Origin of the sequence: Thermocrinis minervae (genome assembly GCF_900142435.1) — a bacterium.
Lineage (GTDB): Bacteria > Aquificota > Aquificia > Aquificales > Aquificaceae > Thermocrinis_A > Thermocrinis_A minervae.
This window is the reverse complement of sequence record NZ_LT670846.1, coordinates 762,446-787,563: the sequence shown is the minus strand read 5'-3', so window position 1 is coordinate 787,563 and position 25,118 is coordinate 762,446. Positions and strand designations below refer to the sequence as shown.

The following is a 25,118-nucleotide window of genomic DNA, read 5'->3' as shown; positions in this document are numbered from 1 at the left end:
ATGCATGCTTGACTACGAAAAGCTCTTAGAGGATGATTACCTCGAGATAGCAGGCAGGCGTTTTAAATCAAGGTTAATCATAGGTTCTGGAAAGTTCAAAAGCTTCCAGCAGAACAAGGAAGTCCTCGAAGCATCAGGTGCAGAGATAATAACCGTTGCAGTAAGAAGGGTAAACATCACAGACCCTACCAAGGAAAACCTTCTGGACTACATAGACCCCAACAAGTACCTGATACTGCCCAACACAGCTGGATGCTACACAGCAGAAGAGGCCATAAAGACGGCCATGATGGCAAGAGAAGCAACAGGCATAAACTGGATAAAGCTTGAGGTCATAGGAGACCAAAAGACATTACTCCCCGATATGGAGGAAACTTACAAAGCCGCCAAGTTTTTAGTAAAAGAAGGCTTTGTAGTACTCCCTTACATCTTTGACGATCCTGTGTACGCCAAAAAGTTCGAAGACATAGGTTGTGCCGCAGTAATGCCCTTGGCAGCACCCATAGGTTCTGGTCTTGGTCTACAGAACCCATACAACATAATGTTTATAAAGGAAGCTGTCTCTGTCCCCGTAATAGTAGACGCAGGTATAGGTTCAGCGGCAGACATACCACCTGTCATGGAACTAGGTGTGGATGCCATCCTTACCAACACGGCTTTAGCCGAGGCAAAGGATCCTATAAAGATGGCCGTAGCAATGAAGTATGCAGTGATAGCTGGAAGATTATCTTACCTTGCAGGAAGGATGCCAAAGAGAACTTATGCCGTTCCTTCTTCACCTACCAGAGGAGTTCCTTTCAAGTCCTAGGATCCTTGAAAAAGCCACCTTTAGAACCTATCTTAATTAAGTAGTGAGGTGAAAGGCCATGTTTGAGAAGTTTACAGAAAAGGCAAGACAGGTGATACTCCAAGCAAGAGAAGAAGCTCTTGAGCTTGGACATACATACTTAGGAAGCGAACACATACTTTTGGCTCTAATAAAAGAAGAGGACTTGCCTACCCTGATCCTTTCCAGGGCAGGACTCACGCCGGAAAAGATAAGAAAAGCTATACTTGGACAGGTAACAAGAGGGACCCATTCGGGTGAAATCCTCTTTGCGCCCGACGCCAAAAGGGTCCTTGAGTTTGCAGTAGAGGAAGCGCGCATACTCCATCACCAGTTCGTAGGCCCCGAACACCTACTCATAGGTGTAGTAAGAGAGAAGACGGGTCTGGGTGGTAGGATACTAAGAGGTTTCGGCCTTGACGAATACACAGTAAGAAGGGAAGTCCTACAGATACTAGGAGAGCTACCACCTCAAGAGACGATAAAGCACGCTCCCACGCCCAACCTAGACAGGTTTTCCAGAGACCTTACACAGATGGCAAGAGAAGGTAAGCTTGATCCAGTCATAGGTAGAGAAAGGGAGATAGAAAGGGTAATCCAAATACTCTCAAGGAGGAGAAAGAACAATCCAGTACTGCTCGGAGATCCTGGAGTAGGAAAAACAGCCATAGTGGAAGGTCTAGCTCAAAGGATAGCAAACAGAGAGGTCCCAGAACCTTTGCAAGGTAAGAGGGTTGTAGCCCTTGATCTGGCAGCTCTGGTAGCGGGTACCAAATACAGAGGCCAGTTTGAAGAAAGGTTGAAAAACATACTCAAGGAGCTAGAAAAGGCTCCTAACGTAATCCTCTTTATAGATGAGATACACACCCTAGTGGGAGCAGGTTCTGCTGAAGGTTCTATCGATGCTTCCAACATGCTAAAGCCAGCCCTCGCAAGAGGTGAAATACAGGTAATAGGTGCTACAACGCTGGATGAATACAGGAAGTACATAGAGAAAGATGGAGCTCTGGAAAGAAGGTTCCAGCCCGTCATAGTAGAACAACCCTCTGAAGAGGATACTATCAAAATACTTTACGGTCTTAAGAGCAAGTTTGAGGAGTTTCACAATGTAGAATACACACCTCAAGCCATAGAAAAAGCTGTACAGCTCTCCGTAAGGTACATAACGGACAGAAACCTACCAGATAAGGCAATAGACGTCATGGATGAAGCAGGATCCCTCGTAAAACTAAAGTCCTATCAGTACCCACCTGAGATAAAAGAACTGGAAGAGAAGATCAAGGAGATAGAAAGGGAGAAGGAAAAGGCTGCAGAAGAGCAAGACTATGAAAAAGCTGCCAAGTTAAGAGACGAAGAGCTAAGGCTAAGAGCTAAGCTTGAAAACATGAAGCTACACTGGAAGCAAGAGATGAGCAAAAACAGACCTAAGGTTACAGAAGAGGACGTAGCAGAAGTAGTAGCCAGATGGACAGGTATACCCGTCAAGAGAGTTCATGAAGATGATATGCAAAAACTCCTTCATATAGAGGACGAGCTCAAGAAGAGAGTTATAGGTCAAGATGAAGCCATAAAAGCCATAGCAAAGGCCATAAGAAGGTCCAGGGTAGGTCTAAAGGGTAGACACAGACCTATAGGAGTGTTCCTGTTCCTAGGTCCCACAGGTGTAGGAAAGACAGAAACAGCCAAGGCTTTGGCCGAATACCTCTTCGGAACGGAGGATGCCCTCATAAGGTTTGACATGTCCGAGTACATGGAAAAGCACACCGTCTCCAGGTTAATAGGAGCACCACCAGGATATGTAGGCTACGAGGAAGGCGGACAGCTTACTGAAAGGGTAAGAAGAAGACCTTACTCTGTTCTACTCTTTGACGAGATAGAAAAGGCTCATCCAGACGTTTTCAACATATTCCTGCAGATCTTTGACGACGGAAGGCTTACAGACTCTATGGGAAGGGTAGTAGACTTTTCCAACACCATAATCATCCTAACATCCAACTTGGGGGCTAGGATGATAGCCTACGGCTCCACCATGGGGTTTGAGAAGAAGTTTGGCATTATAGACTTTGAGCAGATGAAGAAGAACGTCATGGATCAGGTCAAGAGGACCTTCAGCCCCGAATTCCTCAACAGGCTTGACGAGATAATCGTATACAGACCACTGGAAAAAGAAGACATAGCCAAGATAGTAGAGCTGCAGCTCAACGAGATCAACAAGAACCTACAAGAATGGAACGTCACGGTCAAAGCGCACAAAAGCTTTGTAGACTGGCTTATAGATAAAGAGTACAGGCCTGAGTACGGTGCAAGGAGCATAAAGAGGGCGCTGCAGCGTCATGTGGAAGACCTGTTAGCAGAAGAGCTTATAAAGGGCACCCTCAAGGATGTGAACACAGTTGAGATCAGAGTAAAGGATGACAAGCCTTACCTAAAGCCCGTAAAGAAGAGTAAGAAGATGGAGGTAGCCTTTAGCGAGCGTTCTGAGTGATGTTTTGGAGGGGGAATACCCTTGATATTCCCCCTCTTGCACTTACTCCTATAAGCTTGTCAGCAAACTCCGCCATAGCCTCCCTGAGGGTAACTACTATGAACTGCTGTTCTTTAGATTTTTCCTTTATGAGCTGGGCTACGCGAACAGCGTTTGCTTCATCCAAGTGGGCATCCACCTCGTCAAAGTAGTAAAACACAGAGGGTTTGTATTCCTGTATTGCGAAGATAAGAGAGAGAGCTGCAAGTGTTTTCTCTCCTCCAGACATGGCTTCCATGTACTGGACGTCCTTTCCCCTTGGTTTTATGTGTACGTGTATACCACCTGAGAATGGGTCGTCTTCCCTTTCCAACTCCATGTTTATCCTTCCACCCGGAGAAAGGTAGGCGAACACCCTCTTTAAGTTTGCGTTTATAGCTCTAAAGGCTGACATAAAGGCCTTTAGCTTTTTACTTTCCACTTCCTGTATGAGTTCTGTTATTGCCTTCTTTTCCTCTTTTGCTTTGTTGTAGCGTTCTGTAAGTTCCTTGTGTTTGTCTAAAGCTTGTTTGTAATCTTCTTCAGCCATAAAGTTTACGTTTCCAAACCTTTCAAGCCTCTTCTCTACAGCCGCAAGCTCTTGCCTCAGAGAGTTTATAGATTCGCCTACCTGAAGTGTCTGTTCTACACCAAGAGATGCAAGCTTTTCTTTCAGTTCCTTTGTTCTTTCTTCTAGCTTTGCCAGCTCTACAAGTATGGAATTGAGATATGTACTCTTCTCCTCTTCTTGGAGCCTTAACCTTCCAAGCTCTATCTGAAGATCCTTTATCTCCTTTTCAAGCTCATCCCTGAGTTTATAAAGCTTGTACGCTTCCTCGTTTAGTTTTTTGAGCTCCTCTTGCAGGCGTTCCTTGTGTGAGGTGAGGTATGCAAGCTTTTGGGATATCTCCTTTTGTTCTTCTTCCACACGTTGAAAAAGTGCTTTTACTCTTGCCATCTCCTTAAAAACGCTTTCTTTCTGTGCTTCTTTTTCTTTTAGCTCCACCTGAAGCTTGTAAAGCTCTTCTCTTTTTAGCTTGAGTTTGCTTTCAACCGCTTCATACTGTCTTCTTAACTCTTCTATGCCCAGCTCCTTGTAGTGGCTAAGTATAGACTGTCTCTTTATGCTGATGTTTTCTATCTTCTTTTCTAGGTAGTTTATCTCCTCCACGAGTTTTTTTTCTTCCTCTTGTAGCTTTTTTATCTCCTCTTGGGTGATGGTTATGTACTCCTGGGCTTTGATTATCCTGTTTTCTATATCCTTTAGTCTGTCTAGATCCTTTTTTTCCTTTTCCTCTATTTCCTTTATGCGCCTTTGAAGTATGTGTAAGACTCCCTCTTTCTCTACCAGCTCTTCCCTTAGTCTCTTAACACGTTCTTCTTCTTTCTTTAAACTTTCTAAAAGTTTCTCCTCTTGCTTTTTTAGATCTTCTAGCTCCCTTATGTAAACCTCTCTACCTAGTTCACCCCTAACTTCATAAGAGCCACCACTTATGACTCCACTCTTTTCAAAGAGCTCTCCATCCAAGGTTACCATCCTGTAAGTTCCTATGCCTATTCTCTTGGCAGCTTCAAAGTCCTCCACGAGCAGTGTATCTCCAAACACGAAAGATACTACCTTCTTGAACTTAGGATCGTAGTCTACTAGCTTCACCACAAAGTCCAACGCTCCCCTGACCCTAGGGTATGGCGGAAGGGGTTGCTCTCTTACCTTGTTCAAAGGTATAAAGCTCATCCTCCCAAGCTTTAGCTCTTTTAGCCTTTGGATGCACTTCCTGGCCACCTCTTCGTCTTCCACCACAACAAAGGAAAGCCTACCGCCTCCTGCTACCTCTATAGCCTTTATATGCTGAGGATCCTTTACACTTATAAGGTCAGAAACTCTTCCGTATACTCCTTCTATACCTTCAAAGGGAAGGCTTTCAGGCGAGATTCTACTTAAAGTATCCTCAAGCACTGCCATCTTTTTGAGAAGCTCCTCCCTCGCCTTTCTCATTTCATTTAGCCTCTCTTCCGCTTCCTTTAATTCCATCCTTTTCTTTGAGAGGGATATGTTTTCTTCTTCCAACATCTTGCGGTAGTTTTCCAAGCTTAAGAGGAGCTCCTCCTTTTGACTCTGTATACTATTGGCTTCGTCTGAAAGTCTCTGTATGTCTTCCATTACCTTTTGTATTTTCATCTCAAGCTCTTTTACCTTGAGCTGTATGTAAGAAAGCCTGTTTTTCTTCTCCTTTAGGTCTTTGTTCATTTGGCCTAGCTTTTCTTCAGCTCTGTGAGCTTCTTCAAGGGATACCCTGAGCACATCTTCTTTCTGACTTAGCTCTACCTTTATTTTTTGGGCTTCCTCTTCAAGCTCCCTAAGTTCTTCCTCTTTCACAGTTATGCTTTCCTGTAGAGTGTTAATCTGAAATTCTAGCTCTTCCAGCGTCCTTTGAAAGATACGTTCCCTTTCTGTAGCAGAAACTACCTCCTGGTTTAGTTCCAAGGATCTTCTGTTTAGCTCCTTTATCTTCTCTTCAGCATGTTCCAAGTCAGAGCTTAACTTTCCTACCTTTTCCCTATATGGCAAAAGTTCTCTGTTAGTATTTTCTAAAAGCTCTTCCTTCTCCTTTAGCTTTTCCTCTAGCTGCCTTATGGTGCCTTTTAGCTGCTCTAGCTGGTCATGTATAGCTTGCTTCTGTGAGAAAAGTTCTTTGATTCTGTCTTCTAGCGTTGTAAGCTCTTTTTGGTAGAGCTTAGCTTGCAGTACCTTCCTCTTGTGCTCCAACTCTCTGTAAGCCTCAAGCCTCTTTAATTCCTCCGATAGCTTTTCCATCTGAAGCTCTACTTCATCTATCAGAAGTCTTAGCTCTCTTATTTTCAGTTCTACCTGACCAAGGTTTTCTAACGCTTTCTGTTTCTTCTCTTCAAACTCACCTATGCCCGCTATCTCTTCTATTAGCTTCCTTCTCTCCACTGGTGTCATCTTCAAGAAACGCACTACATCTCCTTGGAGCACTATGTTGTAAGCTGTTTCGTATAGACCAGCTTTGGAGAGAAACTCTGCCAGTTCCGATTCTCTTACTTGTACACCGTTTATCCTAAAAACACTTCTACCATCTTTGTATACCTTCCTTGAAATAACAACATCCTCTTCATGTGTAGGAAATGCTCCATAGTTTTTGAAGTGAACCTCCACGTAGGCGTAATCTGCCCTTTTCCCATCCTTTGAGAAGATAAGGTGGCTTAGGTTTTTAGCCCTAAGGGTTCTTGCCGTGGCAAGACCCAGAGCAAAGGATATAGCATCCCCTATGTTTGATTTACCGGCCCCATTAGGACCTACCACCGCTATGAAGCCTTTCCCTAGCGGGATCTCTACTTTACCCTCACCGTAGGACTTGAAGTTTTCAACCACCAAAAGGTCTATAAACCCTTTCATGAATCTCGAATTTTTATAATATCACTTTCTTAAAGAGGGTTAAAGTGGGATGATACTATTAATCTTAATCTTAATTCCTTTCTTGGCCTTTTCTAAAGTCTACATATCTTCTAACTATCCCCTTTCGGGAACAAACCTGGAAGATGTGGTAAACGAAAACAATTACATGCAAGTCGTGCAGATGTTAAAGTCTCTGGACATAGTAAAAGATGTAAGCGTTATAAGAATAAACGATAACGTAGAGTTGCATGTAGAGCTTTACCCTATAATAGAAGAGGTAAAGATAGAAGGGAACTTAGCTCTCTGGAAAGCTACTATATTGAACTACCTTGGTATCTACGAAGGCCAAGCTTTGAAGGATGTTAGCAGTGAGGATATAGAGAACAAACTACTGAGACTTTACCAAAATGAAGGCTATCTGGATGCAAAGGTAAAGGTAAACATAGACGTGGACAAGGACGGAAAAGCACGCATACATATACATATCCATGAGGGACAAGCTTACTTTCTAAGGGGTGGTATGTACAAAGGTACTACTATAAACCCAAAGGAGTTGGATAAGGCTTTGAACATAGTAGAGGGTAGGATAGCTAGACAGGAAGAGTTGGCGCAGCTAGTGTTCAAACTTCAAGATGTCTACATTCGAAAAGGGTACCTGGATAGCTTTGTCTACTTTGAAAGTGTGAAAAAAGAGAGGTTGAATAAGCCTTTGTGGAAGGTACTCCTACCCTACAGTGGAAGAGGAGGGTTTTTATCCCTTTCCTCTGCCTTCTTTGAGGGTATTTCAAACCTCTTTACCCGCCCCATCTCAACCCTAAAAGCTCTCACAGGAAGAGGTTACGTTGCCATACCCGTGTTTGAAGTTATAGAAGGTCAAAAGTATGAGTTTTATTTCAACGGAGCCCACTTTTTTAAGCCAGAAGAGTTGCTAGAAGCTACCGATCTAAGCTACAAGGGTGTAGATCCACTCTCTCTAGAAGAAGCAAAGCAGAAAATAGAAGAGCTTTATAAAAGTAAGGGTTTCTTTGACGTACAAGTGTCTTATGAATGGCAAGGTAGAAGAGTAGAGTTTAGTGTAAAAGAGGGAGAAAGATACAGAGCTTACATGGGAGATGAATACATAGGTTACTACGATGAAGAAACACTACAAGAAAGGCTGAATAAAGAGATCGATCGCCTTAAAAATGGAGGATACACCCTAGCTGAAGGGTATGTAGAAAAGTTCGTAGATAAGGAGTCTAAGAAAGTCTATATCAAGTTTATGATACAGAAGGGTACAAGACAAGTCATTAAGGCTTTCGTGTACGAGGGAGACAACAAGAATATAAAGAAAATATTCAAAAAAGCCAATTCAAAGCTACCAGCCATATACGACACTAAGCTCATAGAAGATCTAAACCTATCCATAGAGAAGTACTTCAAAGAAAAGGGCTACATGGAAGGAGATTACCTTCCAGAGGTAAACATCCAAACAGAAGGAGACACCACGTACTACACATATATTTACAAAGTTTCAGAAGGTACAAGGTACAAACTTGGAGACGATCTATTCTACGGTTACAACCACACACGCCTTAGTGAATTAAGGTACATGACTGTAAGGGATACTTATTACTCAGAAAACCTTGACGATGAAACTCTCGAAACTTACTATGCAAGCGGACTATTTGCGGGTATAAAAATAGATACCTTTCTTGATAAAGATAAGAAATTAGTTCACAGGCTTATTGAGCTCCAAGAAGATAAAAGAGGGTACCTAGACATATCTTTACTCTACAACACTCAGGAAAAGCTAGGTATAGACCTGTACGTAGGCTGGAAAAACCTTTTCGGAATTGGTCTAAACTCGGAACTTAGCTACAGGAAAACGGCTAAACAGGAGATATACTCTCTAAACTTCACAGATAACGCAATTTTTACAAGAAAACTATGGTTTAAATCTTCTATATTTAAGAACTACGAAAACCATCTTAGTTACGATTTGACTTCGGAAGGTATTTCTTTAAGCGTAGGATACAGGCTTACAAGAAGGACCTCCATAGGACCTGTACTTTCTATCACCACAAACCGTTTTAGTGGGCAAACATTGAATCTTAAAAAGTACGGTATATTTCTCCTAAGGGAGTACAAGGATAACCCTTTCTCACCTAAAAGGTTACAGTACGAGAACATTAGCCTTATAAGGGCGGAAGGTGATACAAGCTATTACAAAGTAGACCTTAGGACCTTTTACCTGATACCTTTGAAGGAGGGTGTGGACCTTGATTTCAAGCTGGAGGGCGGTTACGCTTCCAGAAATGCACCCATATTTGACAGGTTCTTCTTAGGTGGGCTGTACAACCTAAGGGGATACTCTTACGAAAGCGTGGGCCAACCAAATGGAGGAAGATACTACCTTTTTGGAAAGCTTGAGTTTGGCCTTTATGTACATGGTTCTTTCATGATCTTTCCTTTCGTGGATGTAGGACAAGTGGGCAACAGGTTTCCAGATGTGATAAAAGCTCTTAAGTGGGACGTAGGTATTGGAGGGGGGGTGAAGACACCTGTGGGACCTTTGAGGGTATACGTGGCCTTACCTACGGATCATATGAAAAGAGCTAAGTTCTATCTGGCTGTAGGTTACTACTATTGACGATCCTCTGTAGGAAGAGGAAGAATTCGTCCTTTAGGTCTTTTCTGTGCAGAGCAAAATCAACAAGGGTCTGAAGGTAACCGAGGGGTGTCCCTGTGTCGTACACCTTCGCCTTTATCTTAAAAGCATAGACCTCTTCCTCCTCAAGCAAAAGCTTTATGGCATCCGTCAACTGTATCTCTCCACCTTTACCTGGCCTTGTCTTTCTAAGCTTTTCAAAGATAGCAGGCGTAAACACATACCTTCCCACTATGGCCAGGTTTGAGGGTGCTTCATCCACGTTAGGTTTTTCCACCAAATCCACTATGCGCGACAGTTCTGCGGAGGGATCTTCTACTTTCACTATGCCATACTTGGAGACTTCTGAATAAGGAACCTCAAAGACAGCTATAACGCTTCTCTTTAATCTTTCAAACACTTTGATAATATCCCTTGTAGAATTTGAAGGGCCCCTTAGTACTATATCTCCCAGTGCTACTAAGAAAGGCTCGTTTCCTACCACTGGCTCAGCAGTCAGCACGGCATGACCTAGACCAAGCTGCTCTTTCTGTCTTACGTATATAGGGTTTATAAGCCTGCTTACTTGCCGTATTTCTTCAAGTAAAGTGTACTTTCCCGATTTTTCCAAAAACCTTTCCAAATCTGCGTTTATGTCAAAATGGTGTTCTATGGGTCTTTTGTGTCTTCCTGTGACGAATATGATGTTCTCTATGTCTGCATCAAGGCACTCCTCCACTATGAACTGTATTATGGGCTTGTCTATGAGCGGAAACATTTCCTTGGGCATGGCCTTCGTTGCTGGCAGAAACCTCGTCCCCCAACCCGCCACCGGTAGAACGGCTTTCCTGACCATGATCCGGATATTTTATCAGAAATCCTTCCTGCGAAATGCCCTCAAACCCACCAATAGGAAGGAAAAGGTATAGAAGAAGGTAGTCAAGAAGGAGAGAGGCCGGAGTAGACTGGAACGTTCCTTAAGCCAACTACCCACAAAGCTCAGGAGCTCTGAAAGACCGGTGTTTGGTATCTATGGGATTAAGCATGGTCAGGAGAATGACCACACTCTCCACCGGATACTCGGATAGTAGTATAGCCAGGTAAAGGATGAACGCATCGTACAGACCTGCTAAGAATAGCCATACAAGCAAAGCTACGAGCAAGCCAGTAAATCTATCTTCTACGGTCAGCGATACGAACATGCCGACAGAAACGAAGAGAGGAATTAAGGAAGATGAGAGCAGGACAGGAAATACGTACATGTGCTCAAAACCGTAAAAGTAGTAATAAAGGGCTATGGAGACCAAGAGATAAGGAAGTATGAGGGTTGCACATACGGACAAGAACACAGAGGAATAGCTCCAACAGACTGTCCAGCTCCTTGGATCTTTCACCCCTTATGTCCTCCACCATCCTCACTATATCAAGCACCGTAAGATTCTCCGGAAACTTCGGCTCTTGTGGCATGTAACTTATCACTCTCCTTTGGTCAATGTTGTTCCTAAAGGTTACCCTCCCGCCATCGGGTTGGTCCTAGTATGGCTGTTCTCTTGCCCTCCTTGAACTCTGCACTTATCCCCTTAAGTACCTTCTTACCTCGGAAGTATTTATACAGATCTTCTACACGTATCATGGTCTTTTAGCAAGGGGTTCTTTATCTATGAGCGTGCTGGGGTTAAAAACAAGTTAACTAAAAAGCTGTCGTAGAAGAGTAAGCTGATGGGGTACTTTTCAAAGAGCACAGAGCTGTAGGACACAGGTCTGTAAGGAGCATCGCAGATGTTGTCCCTGTTTAAGTCTAAACAACTGATGAGTTTATCTTAAATGAGATAAATCATATTGACATCTAATATCAGTTTCTGCATAAATGAGATACAATCTCAAACTCTATAAAGGAGGTTGACATGAGAAAGGTGCTTCTTTTAGGAGCCCTCTTTTCCAGCTTTGCTTTAGCTCAAACCACAGAAGACAAAATCCGTCAACTGGAGGAACAGATAAAAGCCCTCCAGCATGAGATACAAAGGCTAAAGGAAGAACAGGAAAGGAGTAAAAAGGAAGCTTCTGAAGAGAGTGAGGTCTTAAAGGAGGAGATAAGGAAGCTCAGGCTGGAAATCGCCATGCCTTCTGTGGAGTTTAGATCTTACTCAGGGCTTGGACCCGCGGCCTCTAAGGCGCTGTTCAACCCAAAGGGCGTGTCCGTAGGGGGTTACGGAGAGCTCACCTTTGAACACAACGACGTAGACAAAAGAGGTGGTGCCAAAAGCATAGCCGACATGCAAAGGTTCGTTGTGTACCTTGGCTATGCCTTTACAGAAAGACTGAAGTTTACCTCTGAGCTAGAGCTGGAGCATGCTTCAACCAGCGAAGAGCAAGGAACTGGAGGAGAATACTTTAAGGCTGAGCTGGCCATGCTTGATTACGCCTACAGGCCAGAGCTTGGCTTCAGAGGTGGCTTGCTCCTTATGCCTGTTGGTATCATAAACGAGGTTCACGAACCACCTACCTTTCCAAGCGCCCAAAGGCCCTTCCTTGAAAGGACACTTATCCCATCCACGTGGGAGGAGATGGGCCTTGGAATCTATGGCACCATAAAGAACGTAGACTACAGGTTTTACGTGACTAACGGTCTTATGATAAACGGAAATGAAAAAACGTCAAACACACGTATAATGCAATCTCTAAAACAAAGGGGAGCAAGGGCTGTCGCCGACAGGCTCGGCTTTACAGGTAGGATAGACCTTAAACTCCCTTACAACCTTAAGCTGGGTTCATCGTTCTTCTATGGAGATGTGCAGTCCAAGGGTGGAATGGATTCAAGCCTTGGCTTAAGGCGTGGCAGCAAGGTAGGCTCTGTTTTCCTGCTCTCTCCCCACCTCTGGTGGCAGTATGCGGGCTTTGACATCAGGTTCGTAGGGGCTTTTGTCAACTTTACGGATGCTAAAAGGATAGGACAGGATGCGGGCATAAACGGTTTTCCGTCAAAACAGCAAGGCTTCTACGTACAGGTCGCTTACGATCTTTTTAGACTCTTTGATATGAGTAATCAGGAGCTTTACCTCTTTGGTATCTACGAGAACATAGACACACACAAGGAGGTTCCTGATGGTTTTATAAAGCCGGTGGGGCATAGAAGGGACATATACAACCTGGGACTGTCCTACAAACCTCATCCACTGGTGGCCATAAAGACAGACTACGTAAGGATAAACTACAAGGACAACAAGAAGGATGAAAACGAGTACAGGCTTACCCTTGGTTTTATGTTCTAAGGGTGTGCCATGGCCAGGGCTCTTGCTCATGTTCCCCTCCTGAAGGAGGGGTCTTTATATTTATCCTCTATGTGTAGATGTTGGTTTTTGTTGATTGTTCTTATCTTTTTCTCCTTCGGCGGTTCAAGGGAGTTCCAAACCTTAGACAGAGCCCTCGCTCAGATATTCCCAGGTGCCAAGGTGGAGGTGAAGAATGTAGTGCTTACTCCCGAGCAGGTTAATGCCATAGAAGAGGCCTCTAAGGTAAAACTAAACAGCAGGCTTATCTCTTGGTACATAGCCAAAAGGAATGGACAGATAGTAGGCTACGCCTACGTAGACGTGCATACTGTAAGGACGCATCCCGAGACAGTCCTTTACGCCCTTGATTCAAAGGGTAGGATCCTTGCGATTGAGGTCCTTTCCTTCAATGAACCCTTGGAGTACATGCCCGATGAGGAATGGCTAAGGCAGTTCAAAGGAAAGTCAGGGGCAGATCCTGTCAGGCTAAAAAAGGACGTAATAAACATGACGGGTGCTACCCTCACCTCAAGGGCCATAACGGACAACGCCAGGAAGGTGCTTCATATGTGGAAGGTGCTGTTTGGGGGTGCTAGATGAGGTTTTTCGTATCTTCCAACATAAAGGAAAATAGGATGCTCTACTACATGCTCCTGCTCTTCCTTCTCTTTTCCGTGCTCTACTGGGTAAGCTCGTGGCTCTTCTTCTACACCAAGTATGGTTTTAGCCATGAGAGCCTCCTCAGATACTACTTTCAAGATCCTGAATCTCCGGAAAGGATATCCTTGGCCCAACTTTCGGAGGATATGCATGTGCATACCTTTCTAGATTCAATGTTCCTTCTCGTACTCAGCTCCTTGTTTTTGCAGACAAACTTTCCTGAAACCTTCAAGAAAGTCCTTAATGCTACAGCCTTCCTTACTGCCATACTGTACCACGCGTGGGATATGGTGATCTACTTTTTGGGACCTCACTGGGTGCTACCCAAGCTAGTACTCTTTGTACTTTTACAGCTTACGGTAGCCCTTTTGATAATCCTTAACTTTTTATTTCTCTTTTCAAACTCCAAGGGAGAAAAGGTAGGGATTTCCACTATAAGACTTATCCTTGTTTTATTCTCCTTGCTCTCCCTGCTCTTTATAGCATCCAGCTTTATGGCCTTCTTCTCCAAGATGGGCTTTGACCTACAGGGCATAAAAGACTACTACCTAGGAAACCCAGAGAGGTACATGAAACCCAAAACATGGGAGGGTATGTGGAAGGTCTTCCACCCTCACCTTCTTTCCATGCCCCTTTATCTGCTGACCGTTGGCCACCTTGCCCTGTTCAGCGACAGGAAAAAATACATAAACCTAATGACTGCACTGTCTTTTGTATTTGCTTTCCTTGACAATACCTCAGGTATAGCTATAAGGTACCTAAGCCCGCACTTCTCTTACGTAAAGCTTACTGCCTTCTTTGGTCTTCAAGCAACCCTGCTTTTCTTTATCTACCTTCTTCTTAGGGATTAAATGGGGAAGGCCCCCATCACAGTAGGGCCTTTACCTTTTGGACCACTTCGTCATAGTTGGGTTCTTGAGTTATCTCAGGAACAAGCTGCTTGTAAGCTATCTTTCCGTTTTTGTCCACTACGAAGACTGCCCTTGCAAGTATGCCTTTAAGGGCTCCCTCAGCTATTAGAACTCCGTACTTCTCCATGTCCCTGTACCTAAAGTCAGAGGCTACCGTTACATTCCCTATGTTGAAGCTCTCACAGAACCTCTTCTGTGCGAAGGGTAGGTCCATGGAAACAACGGTTACGTCTACGCCCTGCATACCAGCCATAAGCTCGTTGAACTTCTTAGTCTCTGTTTCACAGACTGGAGTGTCCAAAGATGGTACTGTTATTATCACCTGAACAACGCCCTTTGCTCCACCTACGGCCTTTTCCTGGAGGTCCTTAGTCACAACTACCGCAACGGGAGCATCATCACCCTCTTTCAGAGAAGGACCGCATAGGGTCACAGGGTTTCCCTTCAGTGTTACTTGTTCGGCCATGGCTAAACCTCCTGCAAATTTTTCTTAGATTTTATCCTATCCTGTTAGAGAACCTTTATGATATGGGTCAACTACCTTCTTAGAAATTCCTTCAATATCTTGGCATGATCGAAGACTAAAGAGTCCCAGGGGATATCTTCTAAGGGGAAAAGGTGTACTTCCTTGGCATCGCTTGAAGCCTTTGGAGTACCTTCGGCATCTATGACAAAAACTACAGACACCACATGAAACCTAAGGTCCCTGTTTGGGTCTGAAAAGACTCCCAGCAGATAGGCTATCTTACCTTCAAGGGATGTCTCTTCTTTTACCTCCCTTAGTACTGCCTCCTCGACACGCTCACCTACTTCAACAAAACCTCCTGGTAGAGCATACCCGTAGGGTGGGTTCTTCCTCTCTATGAGTACTATACCCTTGAACCTTTCTCCCTCCCACAACCTTACTATACCATCAACGGCAAGATATGGAGTGTTAGGTCTAAACATACCTAAGTATGGTCATGTCTCTCTGAGAACTTATTATCTTCATTAGCGCTTCGTAAGCCAGCTGGTACTTAGTATAATCCATAATACTTTTAGAGAGGTCTGCATCTTCCAAGTCAGACTTTTCTTTGTTTAAAACATCCCCCCTGTTCTCCTGCATAGGTTGAAGGTTTTTCACCTGGGAAAGGACAGCACCCACGTTAGATCTTTGATAGTCTATCCTTTCGTAGGACCTCGTTATAGCAAACACGTCTGAGTCATCTGGATGTATGCCTGCGTTCAGCTTATCTGCAATCCTCTTTACAACCTGCATGATGTTAGGATTAGTAAAACCCGAAGAAAGGTCACCCGTAGCTGTAGCCGATATGGGTGTAGATACAGTAGCCGGAGATAACATCAGAGAGTAACTTCCATCGGCATTCTGAGATACAAAGGCTACGAGCTTGCCCGCGTAGTTGGAGTTTATATAACTGACAAGCTCCGAAAGGTTTTGAGGTTGGCCCATACCCCCGTAGTTTACGCTGATAACATCAGTCCCTACCTGGATTGTAAGCGTACCTGGTGTAGTAAACGCAGCGTTTGGGTCGTTGGTGGAATAGTTTGATAAAAGGATGTTTGTCCCGAATACATCCTTGCCGGGTAGGAAAACAGAAACTTTGGTATTCTCTGAGATATTGACTTCAAAAGGTGTGCTTGAGGCTACGTAGTTTAGATTCTCATCAAAAGGTTTTGTAGTTAGTGATGAACCACCGAAGAGGTAATTCTGCCCTATCTTGTCGTTGGCGGTGTCTAATATGAAGGAAAGGGCTTTGTAGAAAGCCTGTGAAGTGGATGTAAGGGAGTTCACATCTACGGTGCTGTTTTTAGCCTGCAAAGTAAGAGAGTAAAGATTTTTCAGCTCGTTTTCGACGTTTCCCAAGTTTTTGTCTATAAAGGAAAGGTTTGTGTCAGCAAAGAGCCTTTTTTGAGCGTACTCGGAAAGTTGAGCTATTTCCTTCTTGAGGTCTGTGATGTTTAAAAGTGCTCCAGGATCATCAGATATGTGCTGTAGCCTTCTTCCTGTTGATATCTCTAGAGTTTTTTCTTCAAGTTTTTTTCTTATACTTGCATCCTGCTCTACAAACAGAGAAAAGAGTAGATTATCTGGTACCTTCATAGCCTTTCACCTCAAACCATGTTTAAAGTAGTTCTTATGAGTTCATCCATAGCGTTCACAATCTTTGCTAAGGCCTCGTAGCTCCTTTGCAACTCCATAGCTCGCATGAACTCTGCATCTATGGAAACACCCTGCATCTCTTGAAGCTTAGCATCCAAAGAGTTGAGCAGCGCAGATTCCCTGTCCTGTCTGTTCTTGAGTGAGTTTAAGTTTGATGAGACATCGTTTAAAAGGTTTTGGTACTGTCCTTTAACAGTGTTCCACCACTCTACTGAAAAACTGTCAAACTCATCAGCAAGGGAATAATCCATGTTCTGCAGCATGTCTGACACGTTTGGATTTAGGTCTATATCCCTTACAGAGGTTCCAGTAAAAAGTCCTTCGGCTTTGAATAACTTACCGTTTTGGTCTTGTATAGTGTAGTTTGGATCAGAGGCAACTACCTTGAGTGTGTATGTACCATCCGGATTGGCTACTACGGAAGCTGTAAAGCCAACGGCTGCTGCATTTATAGTGTTTGCAAGGTCATTCAAGGAATCTGTGGGGGAAGGGGTTATTATAACAGAGGAGCTGCCGTTCAGCGTAATGGGTTTGCTAATACCCAATGGAGCTGTAGGATTGCTGACGTTTTGGATGTAGTAGAAGGTATTACCATAACCCTGTCTTAATGGCACTTTCACCTGGCTGATGAGAGCTTTAGCCACGCTGTCAAGCTTATTCATATAGCTGCTTATGTCTTGGGAGAAGTCAAGCAACCCTTTAATCTTCCCAGAGGTAAGAAGGGAGCTTATGTCTACTTTGCTTCCATCCTTTGAATTCCAGTAGACCTTCCTTGAACCCCCATCGTAAGAAAGATCCCAACTTGTACCGTCTTCCACCAACACAAAGCCCTGTGAGGTCTCTACCCTTACCCTTCCCAGATCATCCTCTTGGACTCTTATGTTTATAAGCTGAGAAAGTTCCTTCAAGTACTGGTCCCTCTGGTCAAGGAGGTTTTTGTAATCCTGACCATTTGCGTAAGTCTGTGCATACTGTATGAGTATATCTTTGTTGAGCTCCGCTATCTTCTTGGTAAGATCGTTCACTTGGGATATGTAGTTTCTTAGGTTGTAGTCTATACCGTTATTTATCCTGTCCAAATCGTTTATCCTGTCCCTTAGGTAGGATACTAAGCTTTTGGCAGAATTGATAAGCTGAGCCTTAGCTCCTTCATTGGTAGGATCCTTCATAAGATCTTGGTAAGCTCCAAAGAGATCATTTATGTACTCAGTACCGCCCAGACCCTGTGTAAACTCTTGGAATATGTCCTCCACTTGAGAGTTACCGCTTACCCTCTCTTTAAGGTAGTAAACAGTAGAAAGCTTGTCGTTACGCAGGGAAAGATAGTAGAAGTTCTGAATCCTTTTGATAGTCTGTAGGTTCACACCTGCAGGAGCAAAGTTGGTTATAACAGGCTCTTCCTGAGCGTAATCGGGGTTGTTCGCGTTTAGTATATTCCTGTTGGTTATGTCTATGGCTTTCCTAAATACTTCCAATCCAGCCGAGATTACACCGAAGGTATACCCAAACATGCTCACATATTATTATCGGATCATTCTTCAAAAGATAAAGACCTCTTCACTAGCCCATCTTCTATGAGCAGAAGGCCAGAATCTACAAGCTTTAGGTAAACTCCCTCTCTGAGCTTTATAAGTTCATGTTTTCTTCCCGTGTCTTCAAAGAGGCATTCGGGAGAGCTCTGTTCTTGAGCTATACTTTGTGCAAGATTCAAGGCTTCTTCAGGCAGTAGGTATGGACCTTCAAGGTCTAACATCTTGGAAAACTCTTCTACAAGAAGGGAAGCAACCTCTTCAAAGGATACCATCCTGTTTAGCTCCCTCTCCAGCCACGTTAGATTCTCCCTAAGCGCCTCCTCCACAAAGCTAACAAACTCCTTGGGTAATCTAAAAAGCCTGGCCATAAGGTGGGTGTCAAAGTTCACGAGGACGTTTCCCACGAACACAAACATTCTCCCCACATCACACGCCCCCTGACCGCTTATCTTCCTTCCTTCCTTGGTCACAAGGTCATTTATAGGCCTGTAGTAGACCTCAAGACCTAGCCTTCTGTAAACCTCTATGACTGGCTTGGAGAACTTCCTGTAGGCTTCTTCCACTTTGAATGGAGCCTTGTGTCTATCTATAACCAGTTGGTAGAAGACCTGACCCTTCGAGAGCAAAACAGCACCTCCTCCTGTAATACGTCTCATGATGGGCACCTTCAGTTTCTGACATTCGTGGATATCTATAAGGTACTTGAGGTTGTCAAAGTAACCGAGGCTGAGGAAGGTGTCTTTTGGTTCCGTTATTATCAAACATTCCTGCCCTAGTTGAGCCATTGCTTGGAAAAGGGTGGCTGGCAAGAAACCTTCCAGCTCTTTTACTACGTAAAGCTTCATTCAGGCCTTGGGAAAAGGACAAGCTTTTCTTTTACTGTGTATTGGCTGTAAGTGTAAGGTCCCATCTGTGTGGGTATCTGGATACCCCCGAGGTTTTCAAGGGCTCTTTGCATCTTTCCAGGCATGAAAGGATAGAGAAGGCATATCAGAAGGAAGACACCATCCGTCAGCGTATACAGGACTTTTTGAAGCTTCTCTTGGTCCGTTTTTGCCAGAGTCCAAGGTGCCTGCTGGTCTACGTACTTGTTCAAGAAAGAAGAGAGCCTTAACACCTCCTCCAGAGCGTTGTAGAAGTCTACCCTCTGCATGCTTCTGTGGTAGCTTTCTACGACATCAAGTGCAAGGGTTTGATACTGTATGTCCTTTTGCCCACTTACTGAACCGCCTAAGTACTTGAGGTCCATGCTCCAAACTCTGCTGAAAAGGTTTCCTATTTCATTGGCAAGCTCCCCTGACAACCTCTTGATTATGGAATCTCTCCTAAGATCTCCGTCATCCCCGAAAGGCATATCCCTCAAGAGGAAGTATCTTATTTCGTCAAGTCCATAGGTCCTAACAAGGTCTAGAGGATGTACCACGTTACCGAGGGATTTGGACATCTTATGCCCCTCTACCTTCCACCAACCATGAGCAAACACCTTCCTTGGTAGCTCGTAACCTGTAGACATTAGAAAGGCAGGCCAATAAACAGCATGGAACCGTAATATGTCTTTACCCACTAGGTGTAGGTCTGCAGGCCAGTAATGTTTTCCCTCCACCGCAGATACGTAGTTAAACAGGGCATCAAACCATACGTATATGGTGTGGTCTGGATCAAAGGGTACCTGTATGCCCCATCTTACCCTCTGTCTGGGTCTTGTTACCGACAGGTCCTTAAGGCCTTGCCTTACAAAGCTTACAACTTCATTGAACCTGTATGATGGAAGCACAAATTCCTTTTGGCTTTCATAAAGTTCTAAGAGCCTATCCTGGTACTTGGAGAGCCTGAAAAAGTAAGAGGGCTCTTTTATGTACTCGCAGGGTTTAAGATGCGTTGGGCATACGTTTCCTTCTAAGAGTTCGGCCTCACTCTTGAACTCTTCACAACCTACACAGTACCAACCTTCATATTCTCCTAGGTATATGTCCCCTCTCTCGTAGCTTATCCTGAAGACTTCCTGTACGAACTTCACATGGTATGGGTCCGTTGTCCTTATGAAGTGGTCAAAGCTTATGTTTAGCTCCTTCCATAGGTTAATGAAGTTCTGGGCATTCTGGTCTACCAGTTCTTTTGGATGTATGCCCTTCTCCTCTGCAGCCTTCTGTATCTTTAGCCCATGCTCATCCGTCCCTGTCAAGAAAAAGACATCAAAGCCTCTTAGCCTGTAGTAGCGTGCCAGAGTGTCGGCAGCTATGGTTGTGTAAGCGTGTCCTATATGGGGCACGTCGTTCACGTAGTATATGGGCGTGGTAACGTAAAACTTCTCCATAGTAGTTAAGAGATTATATTGTAAGTTGTTAAGTAGTCTTATAATCATCAACATGAAGGTAAAACTTTTTTTGTTGTTGGGTATCCTGTTTACGTACCTCGTCATGGTATGGGGAGGTCTTGTAAGGACCACAGACTCTGGACTCGCCTGCCCCAGCTGGCCTTTGTGCTACGGTGACTTTAGCATACCTAAGGACCTCTCTGCAAAGCTCGAGATGGGGCACAGAACCATAAGCGGATTGGCTGGTGTGTTTGTCCTGCTTAGCTTCATCTACGTGTGGAGGCAATACAAGGGACTTCCCAAACTGACTTCAGCCATAGCTTTGTTTTTTACCCTCAGCGCCGCTTTTACTGGTATGAGGATGATAAAGGAAGAAACTCCACACCTTAAACACCTCTCACACATGTTCATAGAGTCCTTTCACATATACGAGTCTATGCTTGTACTCTTTGGACTTGTGCTTACATACAGGTTTCTCTACTCGCAAAGGTGGACAAGGGGTAGCATACCTCTATGGGCTTACGCTTTTGCCATAGCTACGATGCTTACTGGAGTACTAGTAAGGTACACTGGCTCAGGTGAGGCCTGTGGACATGAGTGGCCGACCTGTAACGGTTACCTTATACCTCCTATGGAAGACTGGCGGGTAGCTCTACAGTTCATCCATAGGAACCTCGCCTACACCACATGGCTTGCCTTTTTGATAGTCTTTCTTGCAGACAGAAACAGGATAACACTTATTACCTTCTTGCTCATAAACCTTCAATTTGTCTTTGCCATAAGCATGGTTCTGTCTGGTTTCTTTACACCCCTTGTTTTCTTAGATACAGCCTCAGGCTTTTTCTTGTTTGTATGGCTCACTTACCATGTAAACCTGAGCTTGGGCTCTAAAAGAGAGGTAAGGTTAGCATGGTGAAGTTAACAAAGGCTATATCATACACAACCACCATTAGAGACTACATAGCGCTTACAAAACCAGGTATTGTGCTACTCGTACTCATAACTACCTTGACGGGTATGTACTTCGCCAAAAGGGGAATACCAAACTTAGACCTTGTCCTATGGACCCTTGTAGGTACTGGCTTAGCATCTGGAGGCTCTGCAGTGCTCAACCAAGTGTTTGAGAAAGATATAGATGCCATAATGAGTAGAACCTCCAATAGGCCTATACCTTTGGGTGCGGTTCCACCATCGCATGCCCTTGTGTTTGGTATAACGCTCATAGTCATAGCCCTCCTGGTTATGTTCTACTTTACAAACCCTCTGGCCACATTCTTTACAGCCCTTGCAGCCTTTTGGTACTCAGTAGTCTACACGCTTATGCTCAAGAGAAAAACTCCTCTGGCCACTGAGATAGGTGGTGTTTCTGGTGCTCTGCCACCTGTCATAGGCTATACGGCTGTGTCCAACAGTTTGAGCGTAGAACCTTTGCTTCTGTTTCTCATAATGTTCGTGTGGCAACCTCCACACTTTTGGGTGCTAGCCATAAAGTACCTTGAAGATTACAAAAAGGCTAACGTTCCAGCGCTGCCAGTGGTAGCTGGCATACATCAAACAAAGCTAAAGACACTGCTCTACACAGCCTCCCTTTTACCCATAAGCCTTCTTCCCTCTGTCTACGGTATGGCAGGGAAGCTTTACTTCTTCTGTGCCCTAATCCTCAGCCTTGTTTACATCGCGGTAACCATATACGCCTTCTTCTTCAGGAAGGAAAAGTACATGCTGGTATTCTTCTATTCTATAATTTACCTTGCTCTGCTCTTTTCTTTGATGGTGTTTGACATGGTGAGATAACATGGAGAGAAAGCTTTTCCTACTGGCTATAACCTCTTTGGGTGTTGGTGGTTTTTTAGCCTTTGTTGTGGCAATGGCCCGCACACCTGGCGTATACAAGTACTTCCCCCCTAATTACTTCTACCACGCACTCGTAGGACACGTAGACCTAGCCATAGTTGTATTCTTGCTTACCTTCACCATGGTACTATGGCAAAGGTACTACCAAACAGTTCCACGCTTTAGCTACTACCTAGCTCTTGCTGGCTTTTTCCTTATAGCTGCTGCAGCTCTTGCAGGTCAGGGAAAGGCCGTCTCTAACAACTACCTTCCCACCATAGTGCATCCCCTTTTCTTCCTTGGAGCTGGTTCTTTTTTTGCAGGTTTCTGGATAGCTACCCTTTCAACCTTACCTAGGGCTATGAAAGATATATCTTCCACATATCCTGAAAAACATACCCTTTCGTTGACTGTAGCTTTATCCTTCCTTATGCTAGTAGCTTTTCTACTTTCTACCTTTAAAACAGGCTCTCACGATGAGGTTTATCTCTTCTACGAGAGGCTTTATTGGGCACCAGGCCACATACACCAGTACATAAACGGTGCTCTTCTCCTCTTCTGCTGGTACTACCTCTCAAAGAAAGACATCAAAATAGACAAGTTAAGATGGGTATCTGTGAGCTTTTTGTTGTTTGGTTCACTCTTGGCCTTGGTTCCCGTTCTCTTCCAGGACCCAGTATCCAGAGAGGCTAAGGTGTTTACCGAGGTGGCCTACGCGGTAGGCTTGGGCATTCCCATGTTTGTGCACGCCTTCTTCATACTCAAGGAAGCAGGTCTAAAGCCGGAAGGATTACATAAAACTGGACTTCTTCTCTCTATGAGTCTTTACTTTTTAGGCATAGCTATAGCCTATATGGGTTTTGGCCAGGATCTAAGGGTTCCTGCTCACTATCACGGAGCCGTGACCAGTTTAACCCTCTCCCTTATGATACTATCCTACGACTATCTTGTAGGAGAAGGTAAAAGGATAAAACTAAGTCTCTCTAAGCTACAGACGATTATGTACGGTGTTGGGATGATCCTCTTCGTACTGGGTCTGTACTTTGCGGGCAAAAGGCACGCTCCACGCAAAACCTACGGCACTGCCTATACTGATGACCCCTTCGTTCTGTTTTCCTTAGCTCTTATGGGTGTGGGAACCCTTTTGGCCGTGATATCTGGGATAATATTCGTTGTATACGTTCTGAAGAAATCTTTAGAGGTATCTGACCATGGAAGGTAAGCTTCTGTTGGACACTCTTGGCGCTATAACCATAGGTATAAGTGGGCTTTGCATAATAGCGGGCCTTGTCTTCATAAAGAAGAACCTCAGGGAGTACCACAAGAGAAGTATGATCACTGCATCCTTCTTTGCACTCATCTTTGTAGCCCTATACCTCATAAAGAACGCCCTCTACCCGCCTGAGAAGTACATGGGACCTTACAGGGGGCTTTTCCTTACCATACTGTGGTCGCATACCATACTCGCCTTGGTAAACTTTCCTCTAGCTGTCGTTACCTTGTTTTATGGACTTAAAGGACTACACCACAAGCATAGAAAGGTTGCTCCTATAACCGCCTTTGTGTGGATCTATGTAGCCTTTACTGGATGGTTGATTTACGTATTCATGAGATGGCTAAACCCATGAAGGTGTTTTTATCTTTATTCCTACTACTCTTAGGTATATCCTTTGCTAAGGACCTTATAGTGGTAAGCACGTACCCACTCTACTATCCAGTAAAGAACATAGTAAAAGATAGTTACAGAGTGGACGTACTCATCAAAACTTCTGGAGATCCCCATCACTACGAGCTTAACCCAGACGATATGAGAAGGCTTTCGCAGGCATCTTTGCTCATAACCTTAGGCGTGGAACCATGGGAGAGGAAGCTTATGGGCTACGCTAAGAGAACACTGGAGGCGAGAAATTGGGTATTCCTTGAAAAGGCTTACGGGCAGACAGATCCCCATTTTTGGCTTTCTCCCAAAAGGACCATAGCCTACGTCCAGGGCCTCAAGGGAGACTTCGTGGATGAAAACAAGAAGAGGCAGTACCTAAAGAAACTCTACGCCTTGGATCATGAATACAGAAAAGGCCTCTCATCGTGCAAGTTCAACCTCCTTGTGTCTACTCACCTTTCCCTAGGCTACCTGAAAGACTATGGCATTTCTTCCGTGGGTATAGCTGGGCTACATGCAGAAGAAGAGCCAAGACCCAAAGACCTGGCAAGATTGATAGACCTTATAAAAGAGAAGGGCCTAAGGTATATCCTGGTGGAGAAGGGTTTTAGCTCAGATGCCGTCAATAAGATAGCAAAGGAAGCAAGAGTTGAGGTACTTTACATAAACACCTCCATGTTGCCAGAGGGTAACAAAGACTACATAGATTTTATGCTTGAAAACCTTCAAACTTTGCGCAGAGCTTTAGAGTGCAGATGAATGAGATAATAAGGGTAGAAAACCTAACCTTTGCCTACCGAAGGGGAGAGTATCTTTTTAAGGACCTTAGCTTCTCAGTGTACAGGGGAGACTTCTTCTGCATAGTTGGACCAAACGGTGCTGGAAAGACAACCCTCCTTAAGATAATACTCGGCCTGATAAAAGCGCAAAGTGGCAGGATTTTAGTAAATAGCAAAAGGGTTGGGTACGTACCGCAGAGAATTTCTGTGGAAAGGTTCTTTACTGGAACCCCGGCGGAACTCTTCAGGGCTGTAGCACCAAAGCAGAAGGTAGGCTGGATCATAAGCTTTCTCCACCTTGAGAATGTCCTCCACAGGCCTTACGTAAAGCTATCTGGAGGCGAGCAACAGAAGGTACTTCTTTCTATTGCCTTCCTTAAGGATCCAGACCTTCTTATCCTCGATGAGCCCACGACTGGTTTGGATATACATGCCCAGGAGCATGTGGAAGAGTTCTTAAGGACTGCCCGTAAGGACAAAACCCTTGTAGTAGTATCCCACGACCTTGGTTTTGTAGTGAGGAACGCCACAAAGGTACTATGCTTGGGTATGCAAGAGTGCAGGCTGGTAGAGCCTCAGGATTTAAAAACCATGCTGGTGGACATATACGGACTGCACTGAAC

Annotated in this window: 21 protein-coding genes; 12 read left to right on the top strand and 9 right to left on the bottom strand. The window is 44.3% G+C overall.

Features of this window, described 5'->3' with window-relative positions; all coding sequences use genetic code 11:
* Positions 1 to 4 precede the first annotated feature (4 nt).
* Complete coding sequence (locus B5444_RS04300; RefSeq protein WP_079654005.1) at positions 5 to 808, top strand: thiazole synthase; 804 nt, start codon at positions 5 to 7, stop codon at positions 806 to 808.
* 58 nt (positions 809 to 866) lie between these two features.
* Entirely contained in the window at positions 867 to 3,311 is a 2,445-nt protein-coding gene (locus B5444_RS04295; RefSeq protein WP_079654004.1) for an ATP-dependent Clp protease ATP-binding subunit, read from the top strand.
* Here the strand turns inward: B5444_RS04295 and smc are convergent.
* Positions 3,292 to 6,747 (bottom strand): chromosome segregation protein SMC, encoded by a 3,456-nt coding sequence (gene smc, locus B5444_RS04290; protein WP_079654003.1) that lies wholly within the window; start codon positions 6,745 to 6,747, stop codon positions 3,292 to 3,294. The two genes, B5444_RS04295 and smc, sit on opposite strands and share 20 nt — an antisense overlap.
* 49 nt (positions 6,748 to 6,796) lie before the next feature.
* Here smc and B5444_RS04285 point away from each other — a divergent pair, with 49 nt between their 5' ends.
* On the top strand, positions 6,797 to 9,379 hold the full coding sequence (locus B5444_RS04285) for a POTRA domain-containing protein (protein WP_079654002.1): 2,583 nt from the start codon (positions 6,797 to 6,799) through the stop codon (positions 9,377 to 9,379).
* On the opposite strand, the gene galU is transcribed toward B5444_RS04285, so the two are convergent.
* Both galU and B5444_RS04275 read right to left on the bottom strand, forming a co-directional pair.
* Positions 9,345 to 10,232 carry a UTP--glucose-1-phosphate uridylyltransferase GalU gene (galU, locus tag B5444_RS04280; RefSeq protein WP_154021736.1) on the bottom strand — a complete coding sequence of 296 codons (888 nt, stop codon included), beginning with the start codon at positions 10,230 to 10,232 and terminating at the stop codon, positions 9,345 to 9,347. The two genes, B5444_RS04285 and galU, sit on opposite strands and share 35 nt — an antisense overlap.
* 130 nt (positions 10,233 to 10,362) lie before the next feature.
* Positions 10,363 to 10,770: a hypothetical protein gene (locus B5444_RS04275; RefSeq protein WP_079654000.1), complete on the bottom strand. Its 408-nt coding sequence runs from the start codon at positions 10,768 to 10,770 to the stop codon at positions 10,363 to 10,365.
* A gap of 510 nt (positions 10,771 to 11,280) precedes the next feature.
* On the opposite strand from B5444_RS04275, the gene B5444_RS04270 reads away from it, so the two are divergent.
* The 3 genes from B5444_RS04270 to B5444_RS04260 all read left to right on the top strand — a co-directional run bounded on the left by B5444_RS04270 (position 11,281) and on the right by B5444_RS04260 (position 14,156).
* Positions 11,281 to 12,645, top strand: a complete 1,365-nt coding sequence (locus tag B5444_RS04270) for a cell division protein ZapB (protein ID WP_079653999.1) — start codon at positions 11,281 to 11,283, stop codon at positions 12,643 to 12,645.
* A 69-nt stretch (positions 12,646 to 12,714) separates the two neighbouring features.
* The gene (locus tag B5444_RS04265) at positions 12,715 to 13,245 is read left to right on the top strand and encodes an FMN-binding protein (RefSeq protein WP_079654650.1); all 531 of its coding nucleotides are present in this window, start codon (positions 12,715 to 12,717) and stop codon (positions 13,243 to 13,245) included.
* Complete coding sequence (locus B5444_RS04260) at positions 13,242 to 14,156, top strand: hypothetical protein (RefSeq protein WP_079653998.1); 915 nt, start codon at positions 13,242 to 13,244, stop codon at positions 14,154 to 14,156. The genes B5444_RS04265 and B5444_RS04260 overlap by 4 nt, the downstream gene beginning before the upstream one ends.
* A gap of 16 nt (positions 14,157 to 14,172) precedes the next feature.
* Here the strand turns inward: B5444_RS04260 and tpx are convergent, their stop codons facing one another.
* The 6 genes from tpx to metG all read right to left on the bottom strand — a co-directional run bounded on the left by tpx (position 14,173) and on the right by metG (position 20,223).
* A complete protein-coding gene (gene tpx, locus B5444_RS04255; protein WP_079653997.1) occupies positions 14,173 to 14,682 on the bottom strand; it encodes a thiol peroxidase in 510 nt (169 codons plus the stop codon).
* Positions 14,683 to 14,753: 71 nt separating this feature from the next.
* On the bottom strand, positions 14,754 to 15,164 hold the full coding sequence (locus tag B5444_RS04250) for an NUDIX domain-containing protein (protein ID WP_079653996.1): 411 nt from the start codon (positions 15,162 to 15,164) through the stop codon (positions 14,754 to 14,756).
* The gene (gene flgL / locus B5444_RS04245; protein WP_079653995.1) at positions 15,157 to 16,317 is read right to left on the bottom strand and encodes a flagellar hook-associated protein FlgL; all 1,161 of its coding nucleotides are present in this window, start codon (positions 16,315 to 16,317) and stop codon (positions 15,157 to 15,159) included. The genes B5444_RS04250 and flgL overlap by 8 nt, the downstream gene beginning before the upstream one ends.
* An 11-nt stretch (positions 16,318 to 16,328) precedes the next feature.
* Entirely contained in the window at positions 16,329 to 17,888 is a 1,560-nt protein-coding gene (gene flgK, locus B5444_RS04240; protein WP_154021735.1) for a flagellar hook-associated protein FlgK, read from the bottom strand.
* A 20-nt stretch (positions 17,889 to 17,908) separates the two neighbouring features.
* On the bottom strand, positions 17,909 to 18,754 hold the full coding sequence (locus tag B5444_RS04235) for a lipoate--protein ligase family protein (protein ID WP_079653993.1): 846 nt from the start codon (positions 18,752 to 18,754) through the stop codon (positions 17,909 to 17,911).
* Positions 18,751 to 20,223, bottom strand: coding sequence for a methionine--tRNA ligase (gene metG, locus B5444_RS04230; protein WP_079654649.1), 1,473 nt, complete (start codon positions 20,221 to 20,223; stop codon positions 18,751 to 18,753). Before metG ends, B5444_RS04235 begins: the two co-directional genes overlap by 4 nt.
* Before the next feature lie 52 nt (positions 20,224 to 20,275).
* On the opposite strand from metG, the gene B5444_RS04225 reads away from it, so the two are divergent.
* The 6 genes from B5444_RS04225 to B5444_RS04200 are packed head-to-tail and all read left to right on the top strand — an operon-like array spanning position 20,276 to position 25,116.
* A complete protein-coding gene (locus B5444_RS04225) occupies positions 20,276 to 21,139 on the top strand; it encodes a COX15/CtaA family protein (RefSeq protein WP_079653992.1) in 864 nt (287 codons plus the stop codon).
* Positions 21,133 to 22,017, top strand: coding sequence for a heme o synthase (gene cyoE / locus B5444_RS04220; protein ID WP_079653991.1), 885 nt, complete (start codon positions 21,133 to 21,135; stop codon positions 22,015 to 22,017). Before B5444_RS04225 ends, cyoE begins: the two co-directional genes overlap by 7 nt.
* Position 22,018: 1 nt before the next feature.
* Positions 22,019 to 23,278, top strand: coding sequence for a heme-copper oxidase family protein (locus tag B5444_RS04215; RefSeq protein ID WP_079653990.1), 1,260 nt, complete (start codon positions 22,019 to 22,021; stop codon positions 23,276 to 23,278).
* Positions 23,268 to 23,684: a DUF420 domain-containing protein gene (locus B5444_RS04210; RefSeq protein WP_079653989.1), complete on the top strand. Its 417-nt coding sequence runs from the start codon at positions 23,268 to 23,270 to the stop codon at positions 23,682 to 23,684. Before B5444_RS04215 ends, B5444_RS04210 begins: the two co-directional genes overlap by 11 nt.
* A complete protein-coding gene (locus B5444_RS04205) occupies positions 23,681 to 24,475 on the top strand; it encodes a metal ABC transporter substrate-binding protein (RefSeq protein WP_172838428.1) in 795 nt (264 codons plus the stop codon). The genes B5444_RS04210 and B5444_RS04205 overlap by 4 nt, the downstream gene beginning before the upstream one ends.
* The gene (locus tag B5444_RS04200) at positions 24,472 to 25,116 is read left to right on the top strand and encodes a metal ABC transporter ATP-binding protein (protein WP_231967075.1); all 645 of its coding nucleotides are present in this window, start codon (positions 24,472 to 24,474) and stop codon (positions 25,114 to 25,116) included. The genes B5444_RS04205 and B5444_RS04200 overlap by 4 nt, the downstream gene beginning before the upstream one ends.
* Positions 25,117 to 25,118: the final 2 nt, after the last annotated feature.